Source organism: Limnobacter sp. MED105 (genome assembly GCF_000170915.1).
Lineage (GTDB): Bacteria > Pseudomonadota > Gammaproteobacteria > Burkholderiales > Burkholderiaceae_B > Limnobacter.
In genome coordinates this window covers 1-19,995 of record NZ_ABCT01000015.1, presented here as the reverse complement: position 1 = coordinate 19,995, position 19,995 = coordinate 1, and the positions used below count along the sequence as shown (strand labels likewise).

At 52.6% G+C, this 19,995-nt stretch carries 17 protein-coding genes, 1 tRNA gene and 1 pseudogene; 8 read left to right on the top strand and 11 right to left on the bottom strand.

Features of this window, described 5'->3' with window-relative positions; genetic code table 11:
- Positions 1–80: 80 nt before the first annotated feature.
- The 4 genes from LMED105_RS12735 (at position 81) to LMED105_RS12720 (ending at position 5,438) form a co-directional block, all read left to right on the top strand.
- Positions 81–2,276 carry a membrane dipeptidase gene (locus LMED105_RS12735; RefSeq protein ID WP_008251991.1) on the top strand — a complete coding sequence of 732 codons (2,196 nt, stop codon included), beginning with the start codon at positions 81–83 and terminating at the stop codon, positions 2,274–2,276.
- Positions 2,273–2,659, top strand: a complete 387-nt coding sequence (locus LMED105_RS12730; protein ID WP_008251988.1) for a hypothetical protein — start codon at positions 2,273–2,275, stop codon at positions 2,657–2,659. The genes LMED105_RS12735 and LMED105_RS12730 overlap by 4 nt, the downstream gene beginning before the upstream one ends.
- Positions 2,656–3,387: a sulfite exporter TauE/SafE family protein gene (locus tag LMED105_RS12725; protein ID WP_008251987.1), complete on the top strand. Its 732-nt coding sequence runs from the start codon at positions 2,656–2,658 to the stop codon at positions 3,385–3,387. The genes LMED105_RS12730 and LMED105_RS12725 overlap by 4 nt, the downstream gene beginning before the upstream one ends.
- A gap of 95 nt (positions 3,388–3,482) precedes the next feature.
- Positions 3,483–5,438: a methyl-accepting chemotaxis protein gene (locus tag LMED105_RS12720; RefSeq protein WP_008251985.1), complete on the top strand. Its 1,956-nt coding sequence runs from the start codon at positions 3,483–3,485 to the stop codon at positions 5,436–5,438.
- A gap of 3 nt (positions 5,439–5,441) precedes the next feature.
- Here LMED105_RS12720 and LMED105_RS12715 read toward each other — a convergent pair whose 3' ends face one another.
- Entirely contained in the window at positions 5,442–5,804 is a 363-nt protein-coding gene (locus LMED105_RS12715; protein ID WP_040513453.1) for a phage holin family protein, read from the bottom strand.
- Positions 5,805–5,923: 119 nt separating this feature from the next.
- Here LMED105_RS12715 and LMED105_RS12710 point away from each other — a divergent pair, with 119 nt between their 5' ends.
- The gene (locus tag LMED105_RS12710; RefSeq protein WP_008251977.1) at positions 5,924–6,742 is read left to right on the top strand and encodes a bifunctional 2-polyprenyl-6-hydroxyphenol methylase/3-demethylubiquinol 3-O-methyltransferase UbiG; all 819 of its coding nucleotides are present in this window, start codon (positions 5,924–5,926) and stop codon (positions 6,740–6,742) included.
- A gap of 29 nt (positions 6,743–6,771) precedes the next feature.
- On the opposite strand, the gene LMED105_RS12705 is transcribed toward LMED105_RS12710, so the two are convergent.
- The 6 genes from LMED105_RS12705 to flgM form a co-directional block, all read right to left on the bottom strand.
- Positions 6,772–9,045, bottom strand: coding sequence for an ATP-binding protein (locus LMED105_RS12705; RefSeq protein ID WP_008251975.1), 2,274 nt, complete (start codon positions 9,043–9,045; stop codon positions 6,772–6,774).
- A 13-nt stretch (positions 9,046–9,058) separates the two neighbouring features.
- Complete coding sequence (locus LMED105_RS12700) at positions 9,059–10,018, bottom strand: ABC transporter substrate-binding protein (RefSeq protein ID WP_008251973.1); 960 nt, start codon at positions 10,016–10,018, stop codon at positions 9,059–9,061.
- Positions 10,019–10,201: 183 nt separating this feature from the next.
- Positions 10,202–10,717: a porin family protein gene (locus tag LMED105_RS12695; RefSeq protein ID WP_008251971.1), complete on the bottom strand. Its 516-nt coding sequence runs from the start codon at positions 10,715–10,717 to the stop codon at positions 10,202–10,204.
- 121 nt (positions 10,718–10,838) lie between these two features.
- Positions 10,839–11,930 (bottom strand): acyl-CoA desaturase, encoded by a 1,092-nt coding sequence (locus tag LMED105_RS12690; protein WP_008251969.1) that lies wholly within the window; start codon positions 11,928–11,930, stop codon positions 10,839–10,841.
- 30 nt (positions 11,931–11,960) lie between these two features.
- Complete coding sequence (locus tag LMED105_RS12685; RefSeq protein WP_156799695.1) at positions 11,961–13,073, bottom strand: ferredoxin reductase; 1,113 nt, start codon at positions 13,071–13,073, stop codon at positions 11,961–11,963.
- Positions 13,074–13,273: 200 nt separating this feature from the next.
- Positions 13,274–13,570: a flagellar biosynthesis anti-sigma factor FlgM gene (flgM, locus tag LMED105_RS12680; protein ID WP_008251966.1), complete on the bottom strand. Its 297-nt coding sequence runs from the start codon at positions 13,568–13,570 to the stop codon at positions 13,274–13,276.
- Between the two features lie 244 nt (positions 13,571–13,814).
- Between flgM and LMED105_RS12675 the strand changes: the two genes are divergently transcribed.
- The 3 genes from LMED105_RS12675 to LMED105_RS12665 are packed head-to-tail and all read left to right on the top strand — an operon-like array spanning position 13,815 to position 14,756.
- Entirely contained in the window at positions 13,815–14,219 is a 405-nt protein-coding gene (locus LMED105_RS12675; RefSeq protein WP_008251962.1) for a BLUF domain-containing protein, read from the top strand.
- 56 nt (positions 14,220–14,275) lie between these two features.
- Positions 14,276–14,509, top strand: coding sequence for a hypothetical protein (locus LMED105_RS12670; protein ID WP_040513443.1), 234 nt, complete (start codon positions 14,276–14,278; stop codon positions 14,507–14,509).
- Between the two features lie 4 nt (positions 14,510–14,513).
- Positions 14,514–14,756, top strand: coding sequence for a hypothetical protein (locus tag LMED105_RS12665; RefSeq protein WP_008251958.1), 243 nt, complete (start codon positions 14,514–14,516; stop codon positions 14,754–14,756).
- Positions 14,757–14,826: 70 nt separating this feature from the next.
- Here the strand turns inward: LMED105_RS12665 and LMED105_RS12660 are convergent.
- The 4 genes and pseudogenes from LMED105_RS12660 to LMED105_RS12645 all read right to left on the bottom strand — a co-directional run.
- Positions 14,827–14,902 (bottom strand) — tRNA-Ile (locus LMED105_RS12660).
- Between the two features lie 19 nt (positions 14,903–14,921).
- The gene (gene rpoD, locus LMED105_RS12655; RefSeq protein ID WP_232222756.1) at positions 14,922–17,369 is read right to left on the bottom strand and encodes an RNA polymerase sigma factor RpoD; all 2,448 of its coding nucleotides are present in this window, start codon (positions 17,367–17,369) and stop codon (positions 14,922–14,924) included.
- Between the two features lie 889 nt (positions 17,370–18,258).
- A pseudogene (gene dnaG, locus LMED105_RS17045) lies at positions 18,259–19,496 on the bottom strand (DNA primase); the annotation flags it as partial.
- Between the two features lie 107 nt (positions 19,497–19,603).
- A partial coding sequence (locus LMED105_RS12645) for a GatB/YqeY domain-containing protein (RefSeq protein WP_008251938.1) occupies positions 19,604–19,995 on the bottom strand: 392 nt, incomplete at its 5' end.

Sequence of the window (19,995 nt, the reverse complement as noted above, 5' to 3'; positions counted from 1 at the left end):
TTTGCTGAATCTGAAATGACTGATTGTCAGTATTAATTTGTAGAACCAATCGAGTCACAAAGACCCTGGGAAGACGAGACATGAGACACGCCCTACTTGGCACCCTGGCGCTGTGCACAGCCCTGGCCGCCTGCAGTTCCGATTCAGACACCGCCGCTGGCGGTACCGACGGACGCACGACCCCCAATGAAGTTGAAGTGGCCCCCACGGCATTCAATATTGCAAACCAGTGTGTCGCAATTCAATCGCTGGCCAACAACAAGTTTGTGGCACTGAGCAGCGACGGCAGCTACGGCGTCACCGAGGCCACCGCTGTCAACGCAGCACCCTTTTTCCTCAAGCCCACCGCTTTGGGAAAGTACATGATTTACAACCGCAACGACGCCATGATGCAAGCCGTGGGCAACTCGGCAGGCACGCCGGTGAGTAGCAGCAACGCGTTTTCCGACTCGATTGAGTGGGCGGTTCAGGAAGATGAAAAAGGTCGAAGTGGCTTTTCCCTGACCAACTCTGGCAACACCATGAAGCTGGCCTTGCTGGGCTTCAGCAATGGTTTGGGTACTGTAGAAAGCGCAGGCAACAGCGAAGAAACCCTGTTTCAGTTTGTTAAAACCACAGGCTGTGCCGAGTTTCCTGAAATTTCAACCAACACTGAAGGCCGCACCTTTGCAGGTGCCGGGCTGAACCGCGCGGTAAAAGGTTTCGCAGATGTGCACAACCACATTACAGCCACCACTTTTCTGGGCGGTGCGCACCACGGCACACCCCACCACCGTTTTGGCGTGACCCAGGCACTGGGCAGTTGCGAGGCCAACCATGGCCCCATGGGCAGGCTTGATTTGGTGGACAATCTGTTCAAGTTTTCACCTACAGCAAGTCATGAAACCGAAGGCTGGCCCACCTTCCGCAGCTGGCCCGCTGCCGACGCACTTACCCACGAAGGTCTGTACTACAAATGGCTGGAACGAGCCTGGCAAGCCGGCTTGCGTATTTTTGTAACCAATCTGGTTGAAAACGAAACCCTGTGCAATTTGGTCAAAGTCAGCAAGGGAAGACCCCTCGCAAATTGCAACGAGATGGAAAGCGCAGTTACCCAAATCGAATACGTGAAACAACTTGAAAGCTACATTGATGCCCAGGAAGGTGGCCCTGGCAAAGGTTGGTTCCGCATCGTGACCAGCCCGGCAGAAGCCCGGCAAGTAATTAATGAGGGCAAGCTGGCCGTGGTGTTGGGCATAGAAATTTCACACCTGTTCAACTGCGGCATCAAGCTGGGTCAAAACCTGTGCGATGAAGCTGAAATCGACAAACAGCTTGATCGCTTGCACGCACTGGGTGTGCGGCAAATGTTCCCTATTCACGAATTTGACAACGCATTTGGCGGCAATGGCATCTTCGATGGCGCAGTGCTCAACGTGGGTAACTTTGTCGACACCGGCGCATTCTGGCAAACCTATGACTGCCCAGGTGGCGACAACAATTACGCCGACTACATTCTGCGACAGCCCGGTGCAGTCATGACCTCGCTACCCGGTTTGGGCAACGACCCGTTGACCCAGGCACTGATTGCCAACAACCCAGGTGTGGCGCCAATCTACCCTACGGGAGAGAACCAGCGCCAGTGTAATCGCCGCGCCCTGACCGAACTGGGCAAATACGCCTTCAAGCGATTGATGGAAAAAGGCATCATCATTGAAGTAGACCACATGGAATTGAGCATCAAAGGCGATTTGATTGACATGGCCGATCGCCAGCAACCCAAGTACCCACTGGTGTCTACCCACGGTGCACATGGCGGCATTACCCGGGAGCAGGGCCGCAAAATTCTGGCTGCGGGCGGCATTATTTATCCCTATCAAGGCAATGCACAAAGCTGGACTGAAGACCTCAAGGTCATAGCGCCACTCAAGAGCCAACAGTTTGATTTCGCCATGGGTTTTGGTGCAGACACCAACGGTTTGGGCGCACAGGCAGGTCCACGGGGCGCCGACCGCCCACAGATCTCCTATCCGTTCACCCTGTTCCAGGGACCCGATTGGGCTGGCGTATTCAACACCAATGTGAGCCCTGTGAAGTTCGAGAAGCAAACCAGTGGCGAGCGCGTGTTTGATGCCAATTCAGAAGGGCAAGCCCACTACGGCCTGAAAGCCGACTGGGTGGAGGAACTGCGCCTTGAAGGTGGCAACGAGGCCTTGAAGGCACTCTACAATTCAGCCGAGGTGTATATTCAAATGTGGGAACGAACCACAGCGAAAAGACCTCAAATTAATCCATGAACAAACGCGCACTTGTTTACCTCGGCCTGGCCAGCGCCACGCTGGCCGGGGCTTACCTCTACGTTCAATCATTAACAAATAAAACTGCAACTGCCCCCGCAGCTCAAGGCGACACGGCACTGGCGCTTGAATCCCTGTCAATCATCGATGGCAGCTTGACCACGGGTTCCTACAACGCAGCAGTCCGCCAAGGACAACGCATTCAGTTTTTAGTGCACAGCAATCAAACCGATTCACTGATCGTTGAGGGGCTCGACGCACGCGTGCCACTTCCCGGCAACCAAACCACATTGGTCAGCATAGCGGCCAACACACCAGGCACACATGCCATCGAGCTTGACCTTTCCGGCACCACCATCGGCAGCATCGAAGTAACGCCATGACCCTGGTCGTGCTGCTCAGCCTTGCAGCATTTGTCACCTCCAGCATCACCGCCGCCATGGGCATTGGTGGCGGCGTGGTGTTACTGGCACTGATGGCTCAAGTGGTACCCCCCGCCCTCCTGATCCCCCTGCACGGCGCAGCCCAACTCATGTCCAACACCAACCGGGTGCTGGTGCAACGCCAATTCATCAATTGGAATTACATCAAACCCTTTCTGCTCGGCTCCGTTGTGGGCGGCGCGTTGATTACGCCGCTGGCGCTTTACATGCCTGTGCCTGTAGGGCAGGTGTTGCTGGGCCTGTTCATCGTTCTGGCCACCTGGAAAAGCGCTTGGTTGCGCTTGGCCAACTGGCCACCAGCGGCATCCGGTGGAATTACCACCGGACTAAGCCTGGTGCTGGGTGCCACGGGCCCACTGGTGATGTCAGTGCTGCCCAAATCCGACTGGGAAAGGCAAGTGGTGGTGGGCACACACGGCATGGCCATGGTGATTCAACACGGCATTAAAGTAATCGCATTTTCAACGCTGAATGTGAGCTTGATGGAATACTGGCCCCTGCTGTTGGGCATTGGCGTCGCAACATTGGCCGGCAACCTGCTGGGCGCAAAGCTATTGGCGCGGGTGCCCGAAGACAAATTCACGATCATCCTGAATTGGCTGCTGACTGCACTGGCCTTGCGTTTGATGTACCAAGGCTTGAACGCCCTTCTGACCACGGGCAACTAACCATTTCGGGTTCCCATTCAACAGGGATACCAAGCGATTAATTGTGTTCCACACTCAAGGCTGCACACAATTCATATGCCCCTGAAGGTTGCCCCATGGTATTCAAACCAATTCTTGACTCGCTGACCCTGCCCAAAAAGTGCGCCATCATCGCACTGCCACTGTTGTTGGCCTTCGGCTTCCTGTTTCAGCAAATGTACGCACAAATCAATACGCTCATCAGCTCGTCTGAAAACGAGTTGCGTGGGGCTGTTTTTCTGGAAAAGATAAATCCCTGGTTGCAAAAGGCTTTGGTTGATCGCGCTCAAAAGCAGAACGGGGCCCTCGGTGATCTCAACGCAGCGATACAAGCTTCAAAAGCAGACTTGCCAAACACCTGGCCCATCACAGCCAGCAACGTGGAGCAAGTTGCGGCCCTATTGCCCAAAGCGCTGAGCGAAAACGCCACCGAGACCCAATCTGAAGAACTGGGCAATCAAATGGTCACCCTGGTGCGCCAACTCGCCGATGAAAGCGAACTGACTCTCGACCCCTTCCTGCCCAGCTACTACATGATGAGTCCCATGGCCTTTCAGTTGCCGCGCGTGATTGAATACTTGTCAGAATTAGAGGGACGTCTTCGCAACCCGAACAACGATGCAGCAGGCACTTTGAGTTTTGTTCAATCACGACTTGGCACTTTGGGTCGCGCAATGGATGAAATTCGTGAAGCCACCGAGAAATCAGCTGCTGCAGGCGGCGCAATCACCGCTGACACGCGCGCGCAAATTGACACCATCGACCAACGAATTGACAGCATCTCGACCTGGGTTCAGGAACAATCGGCGAAAGACCTCAATTACGACAGCATTACAGGCCATGCCAACATGGTTGTTTTGCTTGGCGAGGCAGTCAGCACAGGATTTCAACTCAGCCAAAGCCTGAACACAACCTTGCAGGCCGACCTGATCGAGCGCATTTCTGGCATGCAAAGCACACTGATTAAAGCGGGAGTTGGTTCACTGGCAGTACTGTTGCTGGCGTTTGCCCTGGGTTATGTGGTGTTCAAAGACACCAACACCGAAATTGCCCAAATTTTGGCGCATGCAAAAATTATCGGCATGGGCGACTTGTCCAAGCGCATAGAAAACCATGGCAGCAATGAAATCAGCAAAATTCGCGCAGCACTCGAAAATATCCGCCAAAAACAAACAGGACTGGTGGGTGAAGTAAAGGACGCATCTACCCGAATGGCCGACACCATCAACACCTTGGTCATTGCCGCGGCGCAGGTCAAAAGCAGCGTGCAGGAGCAAACGGATTCTGCTTCGGCTGTGGCGGCCTCGGTCGAGGAACTCACGGTATCGATCGGCCAGGTACACACCCACGCCAACCAGGCGCTTGGTTTGTCCAATCAGGCCGGCCAATCGTCAATTAGCGGGCGAGAGAGTGTCAAACAGGCTCGCCAGGCCATGGAAAAAATTGGCGACGCTTCGGGCAATCTGGCACAAAGCATCAACAACCTCGGCAATCAGTCCGACAACATTTCCAGCATTATTCAGGTCATTCATGCCATTGCCGATCAAACCAACCTGCTCGCCCTGAACGCAGCCATTGAAGCGGCACGCGCTGGTGAACAAGGGCGCGGATTTGCAGTCGTGGCAGATGAGGTACGCAAACTGGCCGAGAAAACTGCGCAGTCCACCAAAAGCATATCGTCTTTGATTTCGGACATCCAAAATGAAACCCGCTCAGCAGTGGCGCAAGTCAATGGCTGGGCAGACATGATCAACCTCGGTCAGTGCTCATCCCTGGGAGCCGACCAGCAAATGGAGGCCATCAACCACCACACCGGCGATGCCGAACGCGCGGTGACCGAAATCACAGAAGCCTTAAAGGAACAAAGCTCGGCTTCCACGCTGATTGCCCAGCAGGTTGAGCGAATTGCACGCATGACCGAGGAAAGCCAGGGCGTGGCCCATGAGGTTAACCATGTGATTACCGAACTGCAAAGTTTGTCGAATCAAATGGACACCGTCATGGGCAAGTTCAAGCTGGCCCAACAAGCCTAAAGCTTAGATTCGCTCGATTCTGACCTTTTCCTGAAACAGGATCGAGCTTAAAAAAGTAGCGAACAAGGAGTACAACAGGGCAGCCAATACAGCCCACCAAAAACCATTGACCTGGAAGCCTTCCAGGATGGAACCCACCCAGTAGAACATCAGTCCGTTTAAAATAAAGTAAAACAGACCCAGGGTGAGTACAGTCAATGGCAGGGTCAGAATGAGCAGTACGGGCTTCACGATCGTATTGACCAAACCCAGAATCAATGCAGCCCACAATGCGGCCCAAAACCCTTCCACAACCACACCTGGCAGCAAGTAAGCCACGCCCATCAGGGCCACTGCGTGCAAAACCCAGCTCAGCAAGAGTTTCAAATCCATTCCCTCCAAGTTCAGAAAACAAGTGATGTACAATCAAAATGCTTGGTTGCCAAGCTATCACATTTCAGTAAAACCGTTTCAGCAACAACATTAAGCAACAACGAGAATTTCAGATGGATGTCACTCAACGCCTCGTCTCCCGCAGCTGCCCCTTCTGCCAGAACAGTGCCGAAGACGCGCAGGTACTCAGCTACGGCAGCAGCGAGTGGCCCATGATTGAATGCAACAAATGCCAATTTGTGTATCTGAAGCGTGCACCGGTTTACGAACGTCTGAGCGAAGAATTTGCCTGGGAGAAAACTTCGGAAACCGAACGCCAGGTGCGCGAAGAACGCGAACCTGTCAAACAAGGCTTAAGCCGTGCCTTCAAACATTTTCGGCAAAAAGTACTCAAACGAAACAAGCTGCCTGAATTGATCGAGAAATACATTCCAGGCGGCCGGGTGCTCGACATTGGCTGTGCTGCTGGTGGCCTGCTGGCCACCCTGCCCGCCAAATACCAGCCCTATGGCATCGAAGTGTCCAAAGCATTGGCCCAAGCGGCCAGTGAAGTAGTGGAGCCGCGGGGCGGAAGTATCATGCATGACAATGCCTTGAACGGCATTCAAAAGCTGCCCGAGAACCACTTCGCAGGCGTACTGATGAGCGCCTTTCTTGAACATGAGGTAGAACCCAATGGACTACTGCAAGGTGTGGCCAAAGTGCTTCAGCCTGGCGGTGTGGTCATTATCAAAGTGCCCAACTATGGTTCCTGGAACCGAAAAATTCGCGCCGAAAAATGGTGCGGCTTTCGCCTGCCCGACCATGTGAATTACTTCACCCCAGATAACCTGGAGGCATTGATTGTTCGGCAAGGCATGAAGGTAGTGCAATTTGGTTTGGCCGACAAGCAACCCACCAGCGACAACATGTGGATTGTTGCTGCCAAATAGAAGGATTCAAACAGAAGGTACCAAACTGATTACACGTTCACCGGCTTTACCAGTTTGTTGAGCATGTACATCAGGTCTTCGGGCTGTAGCGGCTTGTGCAACACCGCATTCATGCCGGCTTCAAGGGCTCGCCTTTCGTCTTCGGGCCCCACCTCACCGGTCAAACCAATCACTGGTAAATTCGCATTGAAGGGTTGTTTGCGCAATTCGCGGGTAGCCTCGAGACCATCCATCAAAGGCATTTGCACATCCATTACCACGGCATCAAAACCATGGCCGTATTGCAACAGGAACGACAAAGCCTCCAGCCCATTGTTGGCCTTGGTAATGTTGGCTTGCTTTCGTACCAAAATGCCTTCGAGCACCTTCAAGTTCAAGTCACTGTCGTCCACAATCAGCAAATTCATTTTTCCGCTTGCTGCAATCGCCAGGCTGGTTCGTGTGGCCAGGTTCGGTGCTGCGTTTTTAAAAGCATTCTGAAGTTGTAGCGGCGTTAAAGGCTTTACATAAATAGCACTGAAAATTTCGCTAATACCCTTGTCCAGCAAACGTCGGGTGTCATCGCTGCCCAGCAACACAGCACAGGGCACACCCATCAAACCCATGGCCTTGACAAACTCGATCCAGGCCAAGCGATCAATCTGCCGTTTTGGGAAGTCCAGCACAATGCCAGCAACACCCAAGGTACTCACCATCAACTTGCGGGCATCTTCAAGGCTTTCGGTGGTGATTAGCTTGCGGCCCACCAAATCACAGGAGTTCAACAAGGCCTGCGTTTGAAGCTCGCTCTCCGACACCAGCAAAACCGTATCACCAGTCTCGGTCAAAGTACTAGTGCCACCTTGAGGTACTGCGAATTCAAGTTCGGCCCAAAAGGTGCTGCCGTGCCCCAACTCGCTGTTGAAACCCAGACTGCCATTCATCAACTCGACCAGCTTTTTTACCAAACTTAAACCCAGGCCAGAACCACCAAACTCCCGTGCAACCGAAGTGTTGGCTTGGTGAAACTGTCGGAACAGGTTAGTCTGCCCCTGCGGTGAAATACCCACTCCGGTGTCTCGCACTTCCACGCGCAAACGGCACACACCGCCCTGATTGGACAACACTTGCAATATCAAATGCACATGCCCCACCTGCGTAAACTTGATGGCATTGCCCACCAGGTTCACCACAATTTGGCGGAAACGCAACTCATCACCGATCAACTCGCGCGGCATGTCGCTGGGCGGGTCAATAATCAGCTCGATTGGCTTGCTCGCCGCGGCACCCGTCATAATCCCCGACACCTTGTCGATAAACTCCAGCGTCGAGAAGGGCTTGGATTCCAGCTCCATGCTGCCTGCTTCAATTTTTGAAATATCGAGTACATCACTGACCAAATCGATCAGGTTACGCGATGTTTTTTCCAGGCTTTCCAGCAACAACTTTTGGTTGCTCGACACCGAAGTGTCCTTCAACAAATAGGTAAGGCCGACGATGCCATTCAGTGGCGTGCGAATCTCATGACTCATGTTCGACAAAAATTCTGTCTTGGCCTGGCTCGCCATTTCCACGCGTGTGTTGGCCTCGCGCAAACGCTTGTTTTTGTGCGCAAGGTTGTGGGCCATCTGGTTGACCGCTTTGGACACATCGCCCAATTCGTCATTGGTGTTCACTTCACACACCGCATCTTCATTGCCATTGCGAATTTCATCAGCAGTGCGCTTCAACTTGGCCAAGGGGTTCAACACCCCAGTGCGCATCAACACCACCAACAAGGCGATCACCACCACAAAACTACCCAAGCCCACCGATTCCAAAAGGGTCAGGCCTTTCAGGTTTCTGGCTTGCGCCTCATTCACTTGTGTGGCCCACTGGTAACCCAACTCGGAAATTACCTGGGTTTCAGCGATCAAGCGCTCCACGATCAGGCTTTGCCGGCGCTCCAGAAAAGCTGCACTGTTGTTCCCGGGTACCACACTGCTGTTCAGCTCATTGAAAATAGGCTTCAGTTCCGCCAGGCTGCCTTGAATGTCAGAAAGCTCTTGCGGTGCCACCGAGGGGTTTACAGTGGACTTAATCAAGCGTTCAAGTTCTTCCTGAGTACGCAACCAGGCATCGGCCACAGAAGGCGACTTGAACAGCACGTACTCTTGGGTCAGAACCAACAGACTGGACGACAAACGGGTAATACTTTGAGCCTTTTGCGACTGCTCCAAACCCTTGAACTGCTCACTGAGAATGAACAGATTGCCCAGCACCAACACCACCGCGCAAACAATGGTGCTAAGAATGGCAAGGTTGATTTTGGTGGCAACACGCACTACAAATTTCCCATTATTGAAGCGACACAGCGCCAGGGTCTACTGCTTTCAAAAAGGCAGGATACAAAAACCCGGAGTAATTGGGCTGAGGCAAGCTGGCCTCCACATGCCCTTCACGAAGAGCCCACCGCGCTTGCCCTTCCATTGTGCGCGGCAAAGAGCGGTTCAAACTCAAGCGATACCGGTAGTCATCAAATATTTTGTCCACCACAACCACCGGAATCTTCAATCGCTTGGCAGCCAGGGCCTTCGCCTTCTCGGGGTGAGTTTGAATAAATTGGGTGCTGTCTTTCAGGGCCCGCACCACCCGTTCAAGTTCTTGTGGCTTGGCTTTGATCACACTTTGCATGGCAATCAAATTGAATGTCTCGGTGTACAGCTTGGGAATGGGCACCAGTTGCACGTCTGTTCCCAAATCCAGTTCAATTCGGGATGCAAAAGGCTCCCAGATGCACAGTGCATCCACCTCTTTGTTGGCCAAGGCGGCCAGGGCTGTCTCAGGGGTAATTGTTTTCAGCTTTACTGTGTCGGGGTCGATGCCGTTGTACACCAACACCAGGTCGAGTACATACTGGCTTGCACCGCCCTTTACATACCCCAGGGTTTTATCACGCAACTTGCCCGGTTCTGTAATTTTTGAATCGGTACGCGCCACCACTTTCAAGTCGTTCGAGACGCTCACAAAGCTGGTCAAAATCGCGAAATCCTTTCGCGTAAAACTGTTGAACACCACAGGTAACTCAGTGGCAGTGGACAGGTCAGTCTGACCGTCCAGCATGTTCTTCACGCAGCGGTTGCCGCCTACGCAATTCACAAACTCAACATTCACACCGCGTTTCTGGAAAAAGCCTTCCGACTCGGCGATGTACAAAGGCAGGGAGAGTATGGTTTCAGACACACCGATGCGCAAAGGCGCGGCTTGGGCTGCCCAGGATAACAACAAGAAACTGAAAAAAAGTGCGATACGAAGCATGCAAACTCTCGATGACCAAAGGATCCCTAAAAAGTGTAGGGGTTTTGTTACATCAGAAAGCTATCAAGAAGAAACACAAAAAGCCATCTCTTCCGGACATTGAATGATCAAACACTCAAGGAGTGTCGCAAGGCGTGAACAGAGGGGTGCACCTTTCCTGGCACACCCCTAATTGACTTGAGTTTAGAAAGCAAAGGTGGCAGTCAAATTCAAGCCATCTGCTTCAATGTTGTCTTTGTCGTAAAGCATCTCGTAACCGGCACGAATGTTCACACTGCCTGCGGTGTACATCACACCACCGCCATAGCTGAGCGCGCCATCGTCGTCGCTGGTGTTAAAGCCGGGGCCGCTGACATTGGCATCCAGGAAACCGTAACCCAATGTGCCGTATAGCGAGAACTGGTTGTTCAAAGGCAATTTGCCCAGCAGGTTGGCGCCAATGTAGGAATCCACTTCAGCGCGGAAAGCGCCAGAGTTTTCTTCATCCACACCGGTCAACAAGCGACCCTCTACGGCCAGGTTGGGGCTCAGTTCATAGCCACCGACCACACCCAGCGTGTCGACATCCAGCTCGACTCCGCCAATCCGGCTGTCGGTAATTCCCAAGCTGTTGTAGGTGGCACCCAGATAGGGGCCTTCGGCGAAGGCTGGGCTGGCTGCGGCGGCAGACAAAACGGCAATAGAAATTAGTTTTTTCATGGCTGACTTCCTTTGTTTGTTATGGATACTGCGCACCCCTTGGGGGGGAGCACGGTACCTAACGCAGCAAATCAGCCATCGGGTTACAAAAACCGACGATACACAGTAAACCGGGGGGCAATCAGGCCGCCACAGCTTCCTGATTCTTGCGCTTCAAGCTTGGCAGGCTGTACTTGAAAGCGCGACCCACCACAGTCGAGAACTGCTTTACCAGCGAGGCCTTGTTGTAATGCTGACCGTAACGCTTGCAGATTTCCTGCACTTCAACCGACATTTCCGCGTAGCGGTGCGCTGGCACCTCGGGGAACAGGTGGTGTTCAATCTGGTGGCTCAGGTTACCCGACATGATATGGAACAACTTGCCACCAGTCAGATTGGATGAGCCTTTCAATTGACGCAAGTACCAATGCGCTTGCGATTCGCCATCGATAATCGACTTGTCGAACACTTCAGAATCGGCTGTGAAGTGACCACAGAAAATAATCACAAAGGTCCAGTAATTGCGAATAATGTTCGCCAGGAAGTTTCCTGCCAACACAGGCAAGAAGAAAGGGCCTGCCAACAGCGGGAAGAACACATAATCTTTCGCAATTTGACGACCAGCTTTCTTGAACGTGGGAATGGCGCGGTCCTTGGTTTCCTTCAGGGTTTTCTCACCGCTGATTACTTTTTCAAGTTCAAGGGTTTGCAAAGCCAGCAGGTTTTCAAAGAAGGTGGCCAGCAAAACCATTAAAGGTACGTTCGCCAAAAAGCGCGGCTCCCATTTCTGTTCAGGAAACAGACGCAACACGCCATAACCAATGTCATGGTCCTCGCCCAGCACGTTGGTGTAGGTGTGGTGACGGTAGTTGTGGCTGTAGCGCCAGTTGTCAGCTGTACACCAGGTGTCCCACTCGTAGGTTTGGCCCATCAGGCGCTTGTTTTGCATGAAGTCGTATTGACCATGCATCACGTTGTGGCCCAGTTCCATGTTCTCCAGAATTTTTGACACGCCCAAAGTCAGCGTACCCAAAATAAATGCAGGTGGGAAAATACCGGCCATCAGCAGGCCACGGCCTGCGATTTCGGTGTAACGCACTGCTTTTTCAATTTTGGTGATGTACTTGGCATCGCGTTCGCCAACATCGGCCAAATGCTTTTGACGAATCGCTTCAATCTCGGCACCAAACTGTTCCAGTTCAGCGGGGCTCAATTTGCGGTCAGCTTTTCTCATGATTTGCTCCAGTATTTTTAGGTTTTGCTTTTACAGGTCCAGGGAAACCGGGCCTTGGGCGGCGTTGATACACAAACGCAGCGCCGAATTGTTGGTGGCACACACCGATTTGTTTTGCATGTTCTGCGTGGTGCCTGTCAGCTTTTCGCATGAACAGGTGTTGCAAATGCCCATGCCACAACCGTGTGGGGGGTTAATGCCCTGCTCTTGCAGTGCTTTCAACAGTGGCTTGTTGTTGCTCACTTCCAGAATGCGGTTGCTTTTGGTCAGGGTCACTGTGAATGTTTTTACTTCGGCGTTTTCATCAATGGTCAAAGCCATGGGTGTGAACGATTCGGCGTGGAAACTCTTGGGGGTGTCGCCCAGAATGCCGCGCAAAGCATTCATGAAACCATCGGGGCCACAGGCATATACATCAGTCGTTTCCAGCGCACCCGCCACAGCAGCAAATTGCTCCGCACTGGGGCGGCCCGCCAAATCACCCTCGGCCAAGTTGGCACCGCTTTCCAGCAGGCGCACGTACTTGAAATGTTCGTTGGCCTTGGCTTTCAGGCTTGTGTCGAACAACACATCTTCGGGGTTGCGCGCCCAGCTCATCAGCGTTACATCGGCTGGCCAGCCCTTGGCTTCCAGTTCTTCAATCAGACTGATCATCGGTGTAATGCCGCTGCCGGCAGCCAACAGCAACATGGTGGGGCGCTGTGCGCTCAAATTGGATTGAGTGTGTGCAAGGGTCATGTCACCGAACACATCGCCCAGTTCTACCACGGCGCCCACTTCCAGCTGGTTCACAACGTAACGCGAAACCAAACCAGTTGGGGTTTGCTTGATGGTCAGGCGCACCAGGCCACTGTCAGTGGGCGCGCAGCTGAAGCTGTAGGAGCGGGTGTGCACTACGTCATCAATCGTGATACTGAGGTTCACGTGCTGACCAGCTTCGAAACCCTTAAACAAGGCGTTGGGACGCAACCACAGGCTGACTGCATCAGCAGTTTCGCGATCAATGCGCACCACCTCGGCCAGGCAGCGGTCAGTTGAATGGGTGCTACCTGCTTGTTCAAGCCAGAAAGTAACGAATTCCTGACCCAGAATTTTGGAGAGTCCGCGGACTACTTTGCTAGACAGTTGGCTGTTGGTTCTCATTGCGTTTTCCACATTAGTGAACAGATGTGCACCAATGTAACTAAAAACGCTGGTTTTTCGCAAGTAATTTTGCTGAAAAAAGTAGAATAAAGTGTCAGAAGAGTACAACTGTACACTTATTTTTTAGTTTAAATCATTGTTTTTATTGATATTTATTTGAGAGGACTTAAATACGGAATTTAGTGAACACTTTTTACAATTCACCCACCTAACAAGGCTTTTTGATCGTTAATCATACGATCTGCCACGATGTTCGCATCTATTTTCAAACCACCCTCACTGAGCTGACGGCGAATCATTTCCACCTTGTCTGCATCAAAGGGGGTTGTGCTGTCCACCAACATGGTCCCTCTCGGCCTTGAGATTGACACCACCACACTGGCACCATCCCGGTCTGCGGCCGTTTTCACTTCCGGCGGGCGCGATGCAGCCAAAGCATCCGCCTTCTTGGGATCGGGCATGGTAAAGGCTATCGGGTGTTTGTCGCCAGAAATCATGGTGATGCTTGCGCTTGGTTTGTTGAGGCGGAAAAACAGAAAGATACTTAGAACAGTTCCGGATATAAATCAGGCACACCAGAAAATGAATGCAAGGCATCATCTGACAAGCTGTCTGAAAATCCTGACAACGCCAGAATTGCCACCGGAATCACCCGCATCCTCGCTCGACGCATTGTCAACTCAACACGCTAGCATGGTGAAATCAAATCCATAAACCCCCAGCCCACCCGGAGCGCTGCGCATGATTCGACTTCTTTATTGCAGCCAAGCCAGGTCTGATTTCAGCGAAGAAGTACTGAAGGAAATTTTGCTGACCTCCAGAAAAAACAACAGCGCAGCGGGAATCACCGGCGTATTGGTGCACGGTGGCGGCATGTTCATGCAAGTGCTGGAGGGGCCCGAGCAAACCGTGTTGCGCACCTACATGAAAATTCTCGATGACAAGCGGCACACCGACAGCCGAATCATTCAAATTTCGCCGATCAAAGAGCGCATGTTCGACAACTGGACCATGGGTGTTATCGAAGCAGAACCACTTACCTTTGAACACGTCGCCAAGTTGCGGGCCAATCGTCTGGAAACATTGAATGCAGATGCATTTACACAGGTGATACGCGAATTCAACGCCTTGCTGATTAAAACCTGAAACATTACTCGGTCAATATAGAAAAATTGACCACCCCACCCAAAGCTTGCCAGGCCATGCTCAAATCAATTTGCGAGAAACTGGCCAACAGCCGGTTCGGCATTGCAGCCATGTGCCTGCTAACCTACCTGGGAGGGTTCATTTTCCCCGTACCCAGCGACATCATGTTGCCGCCCATGATCATAGGTCGCCCCGACCGCTGGAAGCACCTCATGGTCGCCTGTGTGCTGTGCTCAGTTGCAGTGCGTGCTCAGCCTACTTGCTGGGGTTTGCCTTTGCCGGCGAATTAGCCGCATGGGCACAGTCAGTAAACCTGGAAGAGTAAACCAGGCCACTACACTGATGGCCAAATATGGCCCGCCTGTATTATTCATCGCGGCATTTGCACCGATTCCGTTTAAAACGCTGGCACTTGCCGCAGGCGCGGGCGCAATGCCCATGGCCATGTTCCTGCCCGCTGTAGTGCTTGGCCGGACCATTCGGTTCTATTTGATTTCAAAGGTGACTCTTCAAGGTTTGAAGTGGTTGCAAACTTAACTGCAGCACACGCAATGAGCAAAAAGAAAAAGGACCCAAATGCGAAAAGCATCTAGGTCCTTGTTTTTACTGGTAGGGCCACCCGGATTTGAACCGGGGACCAAAGGATTATGAGTCCTCTGCTCTAACCGCTGAGCTATAGCCCCACTTTACCTTTCAAAAGCTTTATTCGCCTTCCAGGAAGCTTTTCAGCTTGTCTGAACGGCTGGGGTGACGCAGCTTGCGAAGAGCCTTGGCCTCAATTTGACGAATCCGCTCACGGGTTACATCAAACTGCTTGCCCACTTCTTCCAGCGTGTGGTCGGTGCTCATTTCGATACCGAAACGCATGCGCAGTACCTTGGCTTCGCGTGGGGTCAGTGAATCCAGCACATCTTTGGTCACAAAGCGCAGGCTGCTGTATTGCGCTGCATCTTGTGGGGCCAAGGTGTGGTTGTCTTCAATAAAATCGCCCAAGTGTGAATCGTCGTCATCACCGATCGGTGTTTCCATCGAAATCGGTTCTTTCGCAATCTTCAAAATTTTGCGAATTTTCTCTTCAGGCATTTCCATGCGCTCGGCCAGCGTGGCTGGGTCGGGCTCAATACCAGTTTCCTGCAAAATTTGGCGGCTGATACGATTCATCTTGTTGATGGTTTCGATCATGTGCACCGGAATACGAATGGTGCGTGCCTGGTCAGCAATGGAACGGGTAATCGCCTGGCGAATCCACCAGGTGGCGTACGTTGAAAACTTGTAGCCACGGCGATATTCAAACTTGTCCACCGCTTTCATCAAGCCCACGTTGCCCTCCTGGATCAAATCCAGGAATTGCAAACCGCGGTTGGTGTACTTCTTGGCAATCGAAATCACCAAACGCAAGTTGGCCTCGATCATTTCGCGCTTGGCCAAACGGGCACGGTTTTCACCGGAAACCATTTGCTTGTTGATTGCGCGCAAGTCGTTCAGGGGCAGCGACACGGTGTCTTGAATGGCAACCAACTTCTGTTGCAATTCATTGATGGCCGGCACATTGCGTGCCCAGGTTTCAGCCCAAGCCGCGTTCGATGCGCTGAATGTATCAACCCATGCAGCTTCCACTTCATGGCCACGGAACTTGTCAAGAAACTGCTCGCGGGGCACGCCCACACGGTTCACCGCGATGTCGTAAATTTCGCGCTCAATTTTGCGAACACTGTCCACTTGCTCACGCAAAATGCTGCACAGGCGTTCAACCTGCTTGGCAGTGAAGCGAATTTTCATGAACTGCTCTGCAATCGCTTCCTTGGCCTTTTTGTAAGCTGGCGTGTTGTAACCACCGTCGGCGCGAACTTTCTTCAACTTCGCAAACTGTTTTTCAATTTCAGCAAAAACGGCCAAGGAATTCTTCTTCAACTCTTCCAACTGACGAGCTGACATGCCAGAGGTTGTACCACCGTCATTGCCCTCTTCCTCGTCTTCATTGTCATCGTCATCGTTGGTCTCTTCAGGCGCAGCCGCTTCAACCATTTCCTCTGTGATGGAGTCATCGATGATTCCATCCACCACTTCGTCTACTGTAGACAAACCTTCTGCAATTCGCTGACCCAGGCCAACCACGTCTTCGACAATGGCTGGGCAGGCGGAAATGGCCTGCACCATGTCTTTCAGGCCAGCTTCAATTCGCTTGGCGATTTCAATTTCGCCTTCACGGGTCAGCAGTTCAACCGTGCCCATTTCACGCATATACATGCGCACGGGGTCGGTGGTGCGGCCAAATTCAGAATCAACGTTGCTTAACGCGGCTTCAGCTTCCTCTTCTGCGTCTTCGGCAGAGGTGCCAACCGGTGCGTTGTCGTTCATCAGCAAGGCTTCAGCGTCAGGGGCCTGTTCGTAAACAGTAATACCCATGTCGTGGAAGGTGCTGACCATGGCCTCGATCACTTCGCCATCAGTAACATCGTCTGGCAAGTGGTCGTTGATTTCAGCAAATGTCAGGTAGCCGCGCTCTTTACCCATTTTGATCAGGGTTTTAAGCTGGTTGCGGCGCAATTCGAGTTCTTCAACTGTCGCGTTGGCTGAGCTGAGGTAAGCCGAATTGATCAAGGCCTTGTCTTTGGCCTTGGAACCGCGACCACGCTTGGGCATGATCACCAGGTCGGCTTTCTTGGCGTCCGAATCATCATCTTCTGGCACATCGTCAGAATCGAGCGATGCATCGGCACCAGAATCGATATCGTCATCGTCCTCTTCCTCGGCCTTGGGCTTGCCGGCTTTGGGCGGGCGTCCACGGCCTTTGGGGGCTTCAGCGGCTTGCGCAGGCGCAGCTTGCTCAGCCACCTTGGGCTTGCGGCCACGCTTCTTCGGCTGTGCTTCCTCAACGGCCACGGGCTCCGCCACCTTGGCGGGCTTGCTTGCTGTTTTCACGCTCACCTTTGCAATGGGCTCGGCAGCGGCTTCTGCAGCTTTGGGCTTGCGCCCGCGCTTCGGCTTGTCTTCGGCCACAACAGGTGCGGGTACGGGCGCAGCGGCTTTCTTGCTCACAGGCTTTTCAGCAACAGGTGCTGTTTTCTTGGATTCTGTCTTCTTAACCACGGTGTTTACTTTCGCTTCTTTTACAGTTGCCTTTTGAGGAGAAACCTTCTTCCCTGCCATTGACGACGCTCCCTTGCGTTTGGATGCCTTAGTGGAGGATTCCTTCTCCGGCTTTTGGCCACCAGGAATCTGTGTGTGTGTATCGGTTTGCTGAGAACTCACGGCTTGTGACTTCGCAGACTTGGTTTTGTGGCCGGATTTGGCTTTCTGTTCCTGTGTTTTTGAAAAAATGTTGAGTATTTTGAACATTCATTCCCTGAACAACTCAATAACAGCCACTCAGTGCGCAAATACGCACTACAAAAAGATGCAAAAGCTGCACCGTAACCCTTAATTATAACTGATTAACTCGCTTTTGTTTTAATTCTTGGAAGCGTTGCATACACTCGTGATACCAACGCAACTGCTCCCCTTGAGTTGGCATCTCGGCGGTTAGCCGCTCCAGCTCGGCTTTAAACCACAGCTCGCTACATTGATACACGCCAGAACGCAACTCGGTTTCAAAATCGAGGGAATCATCCAAACCACGCGCTTCTTTTAGAACCGAGTTAACCCAATTTTGATGCACTTCGTCGTTGAAGGCATGCTGAAGCCGCGCTTCAAGTAAGTTGGGGTCATTTCTGACTTTTTCAAGCAAATGAACAAAACTGTGCACTTCCGCAGCCGGGTTTTGCTCACGCTCATACAACTCGAGCAATGAATTACACAGCTGAACATGCTGCGGAGCACGAATCACCCGCGCAGCCAGGCTTAACAAAGGCGATTTTGCCGTTGGCCTGGGCCCCCAGTTGTTTTGCAGAGGCTCATCGTTAAACTTTCCAAACCGCTTGCCAAACTTTTTCTCCGGGAACTGCCCTTGCTGCCCCTTGTTTTTCGGTGAGAAGTAGTCGCCCCCACTCTCGCGGCTTTTCAAACCCAGATGCCGGCTAAGCTCCATGGGTGTCGCGCCCAGCAAATTGGCCAAGGCACGCAACAGCGAAGACCGATAAACCGTGGGCTGCATCTGCACAATCAAAGGCTTCAAGAATGAAATGGCAGCCGCGCTGCCCTCAATTTGTTGCAGTGGGTAATTGCGTTCCAGGTAGCGCGCCAAGAATTCTGACAAGGAGGCGGCTTGCGCCACCATGGCCTCAAAACCGTCTGGCCCCTCAGTTCGAATAAAAGAGTCGGGGTCGTGCTCGGCTGGCAGAAAAATGAAATCCGCCCGCTTGTTCTCGCTGACGTGCGGCAAACAAGCCTGCAAGGCTCGCCAGGCCGCCTTTTGACCCGCCCCGTCACCATCAAACGCAAAAACAAGCCGATCGGTTTGTTTGAACAACTTCAACACATGGTCAGGCGTTACAGCCGTACCCAAGGTGGCCACTGCATTCTCGAAACCCCATTGCGCCAAAGCCACCACATCCATATAACTTCGGTGACCAAGGCATAACCCATTTTGTGAATCGCCTGGCGCGCCTCGAACAGGCCATACACCTCGTGCCCTTTTGAAAACACGGGTGTTTCGGGGCTATTCAGGTACTTGGGTTTTTCGTCACCCAACACGCGCCCCCCAAACCCGATTACTTGCCCTTTGGCATTTCGGATCGGGAACATGATGCGACCGCGAAAAGCGTCGTACCGGCGGTTGCTGTCGCTAATTTTCGTAAGCCCGGCCAAATCAAGCTGGGTATTGCTGGCGTAATTTTCAATGACGCTTTCCAGGTTTTGGTAGGCATCGGGCGCGTAACCCATGCCGTAGCGGGCAGCCACCTGCCCCGTCAATCCGCGATTCTTCAGGTAATCAATGGCAACCGGGCTTTTTTTAAGCTGCGCCTTGTAATAGTTGGCGGCACGTGTCAACAACTCAACCAGTTCTTCACGCTCAGAACGCACCTCAGCCGGCACATCCATGCCTTTTTCGTAGGGCACATCAATGCCCAAATTACCGGCCAGGTTTTCAACGGCCTCTGGAAAAGTAAGCCCAAGGTGCTCCATGACAAACCCCACCGCATTGCCATGTGCACCGCAGCCAAAGCAGTGATAAAACTGTTTGGACGGGCTGACCGTGAATGACGGGGATTTCTCGTTGTGAAATGGGCACAAGCCCTGCAGGTTTGCTCCGGCCGCCTTTAATTGAACATAGCGCCCCACCACATCGGCAATGTCGAGGCGGTAAAGCAAATCGTCAATAAAGCTTTGAGGAATCATGCAGTTTGGGTGAATTCACGCACAGAAAAATCAGAGCCAGGGGCTCGACTTCTAGAATAACAAACCCAAAGGGGAGGAAACGAGCAGTCTGCTTGCGAGACGCTTGCTTATTTGGACAATGCCGCTTTGACCAGACCAGATACCTTGCTCATGTCGGCCTTGCCGGCCAGCTTGGCTTTGACTGCACCCATGACCTTGCCCATGTCTTGAGGGCCTGTGGCACCCACAGCCTGAACAATGGCCTGAATTTCGGCCACAACTTCCGCTTCGGACAATTGTGCGGGAAGGTAAGACGCCAAAACGGCAGCCTCGGCCTTTTCAGCCTCAGCCGACTCTGGCCGACCACCCTGCTCAAACTGGATGGCGGCTTCGTTTCGTTGCTTGATTTGCTTTTCGATGATGGCGAGAACCGCCGTATCGTCGAGTTCGACGCGTTCGTCGACCTCTTTTTGTTTGATTGCCGCCGAGAGCATTCGAAGCGTTGCGAGTTTTACTGCTC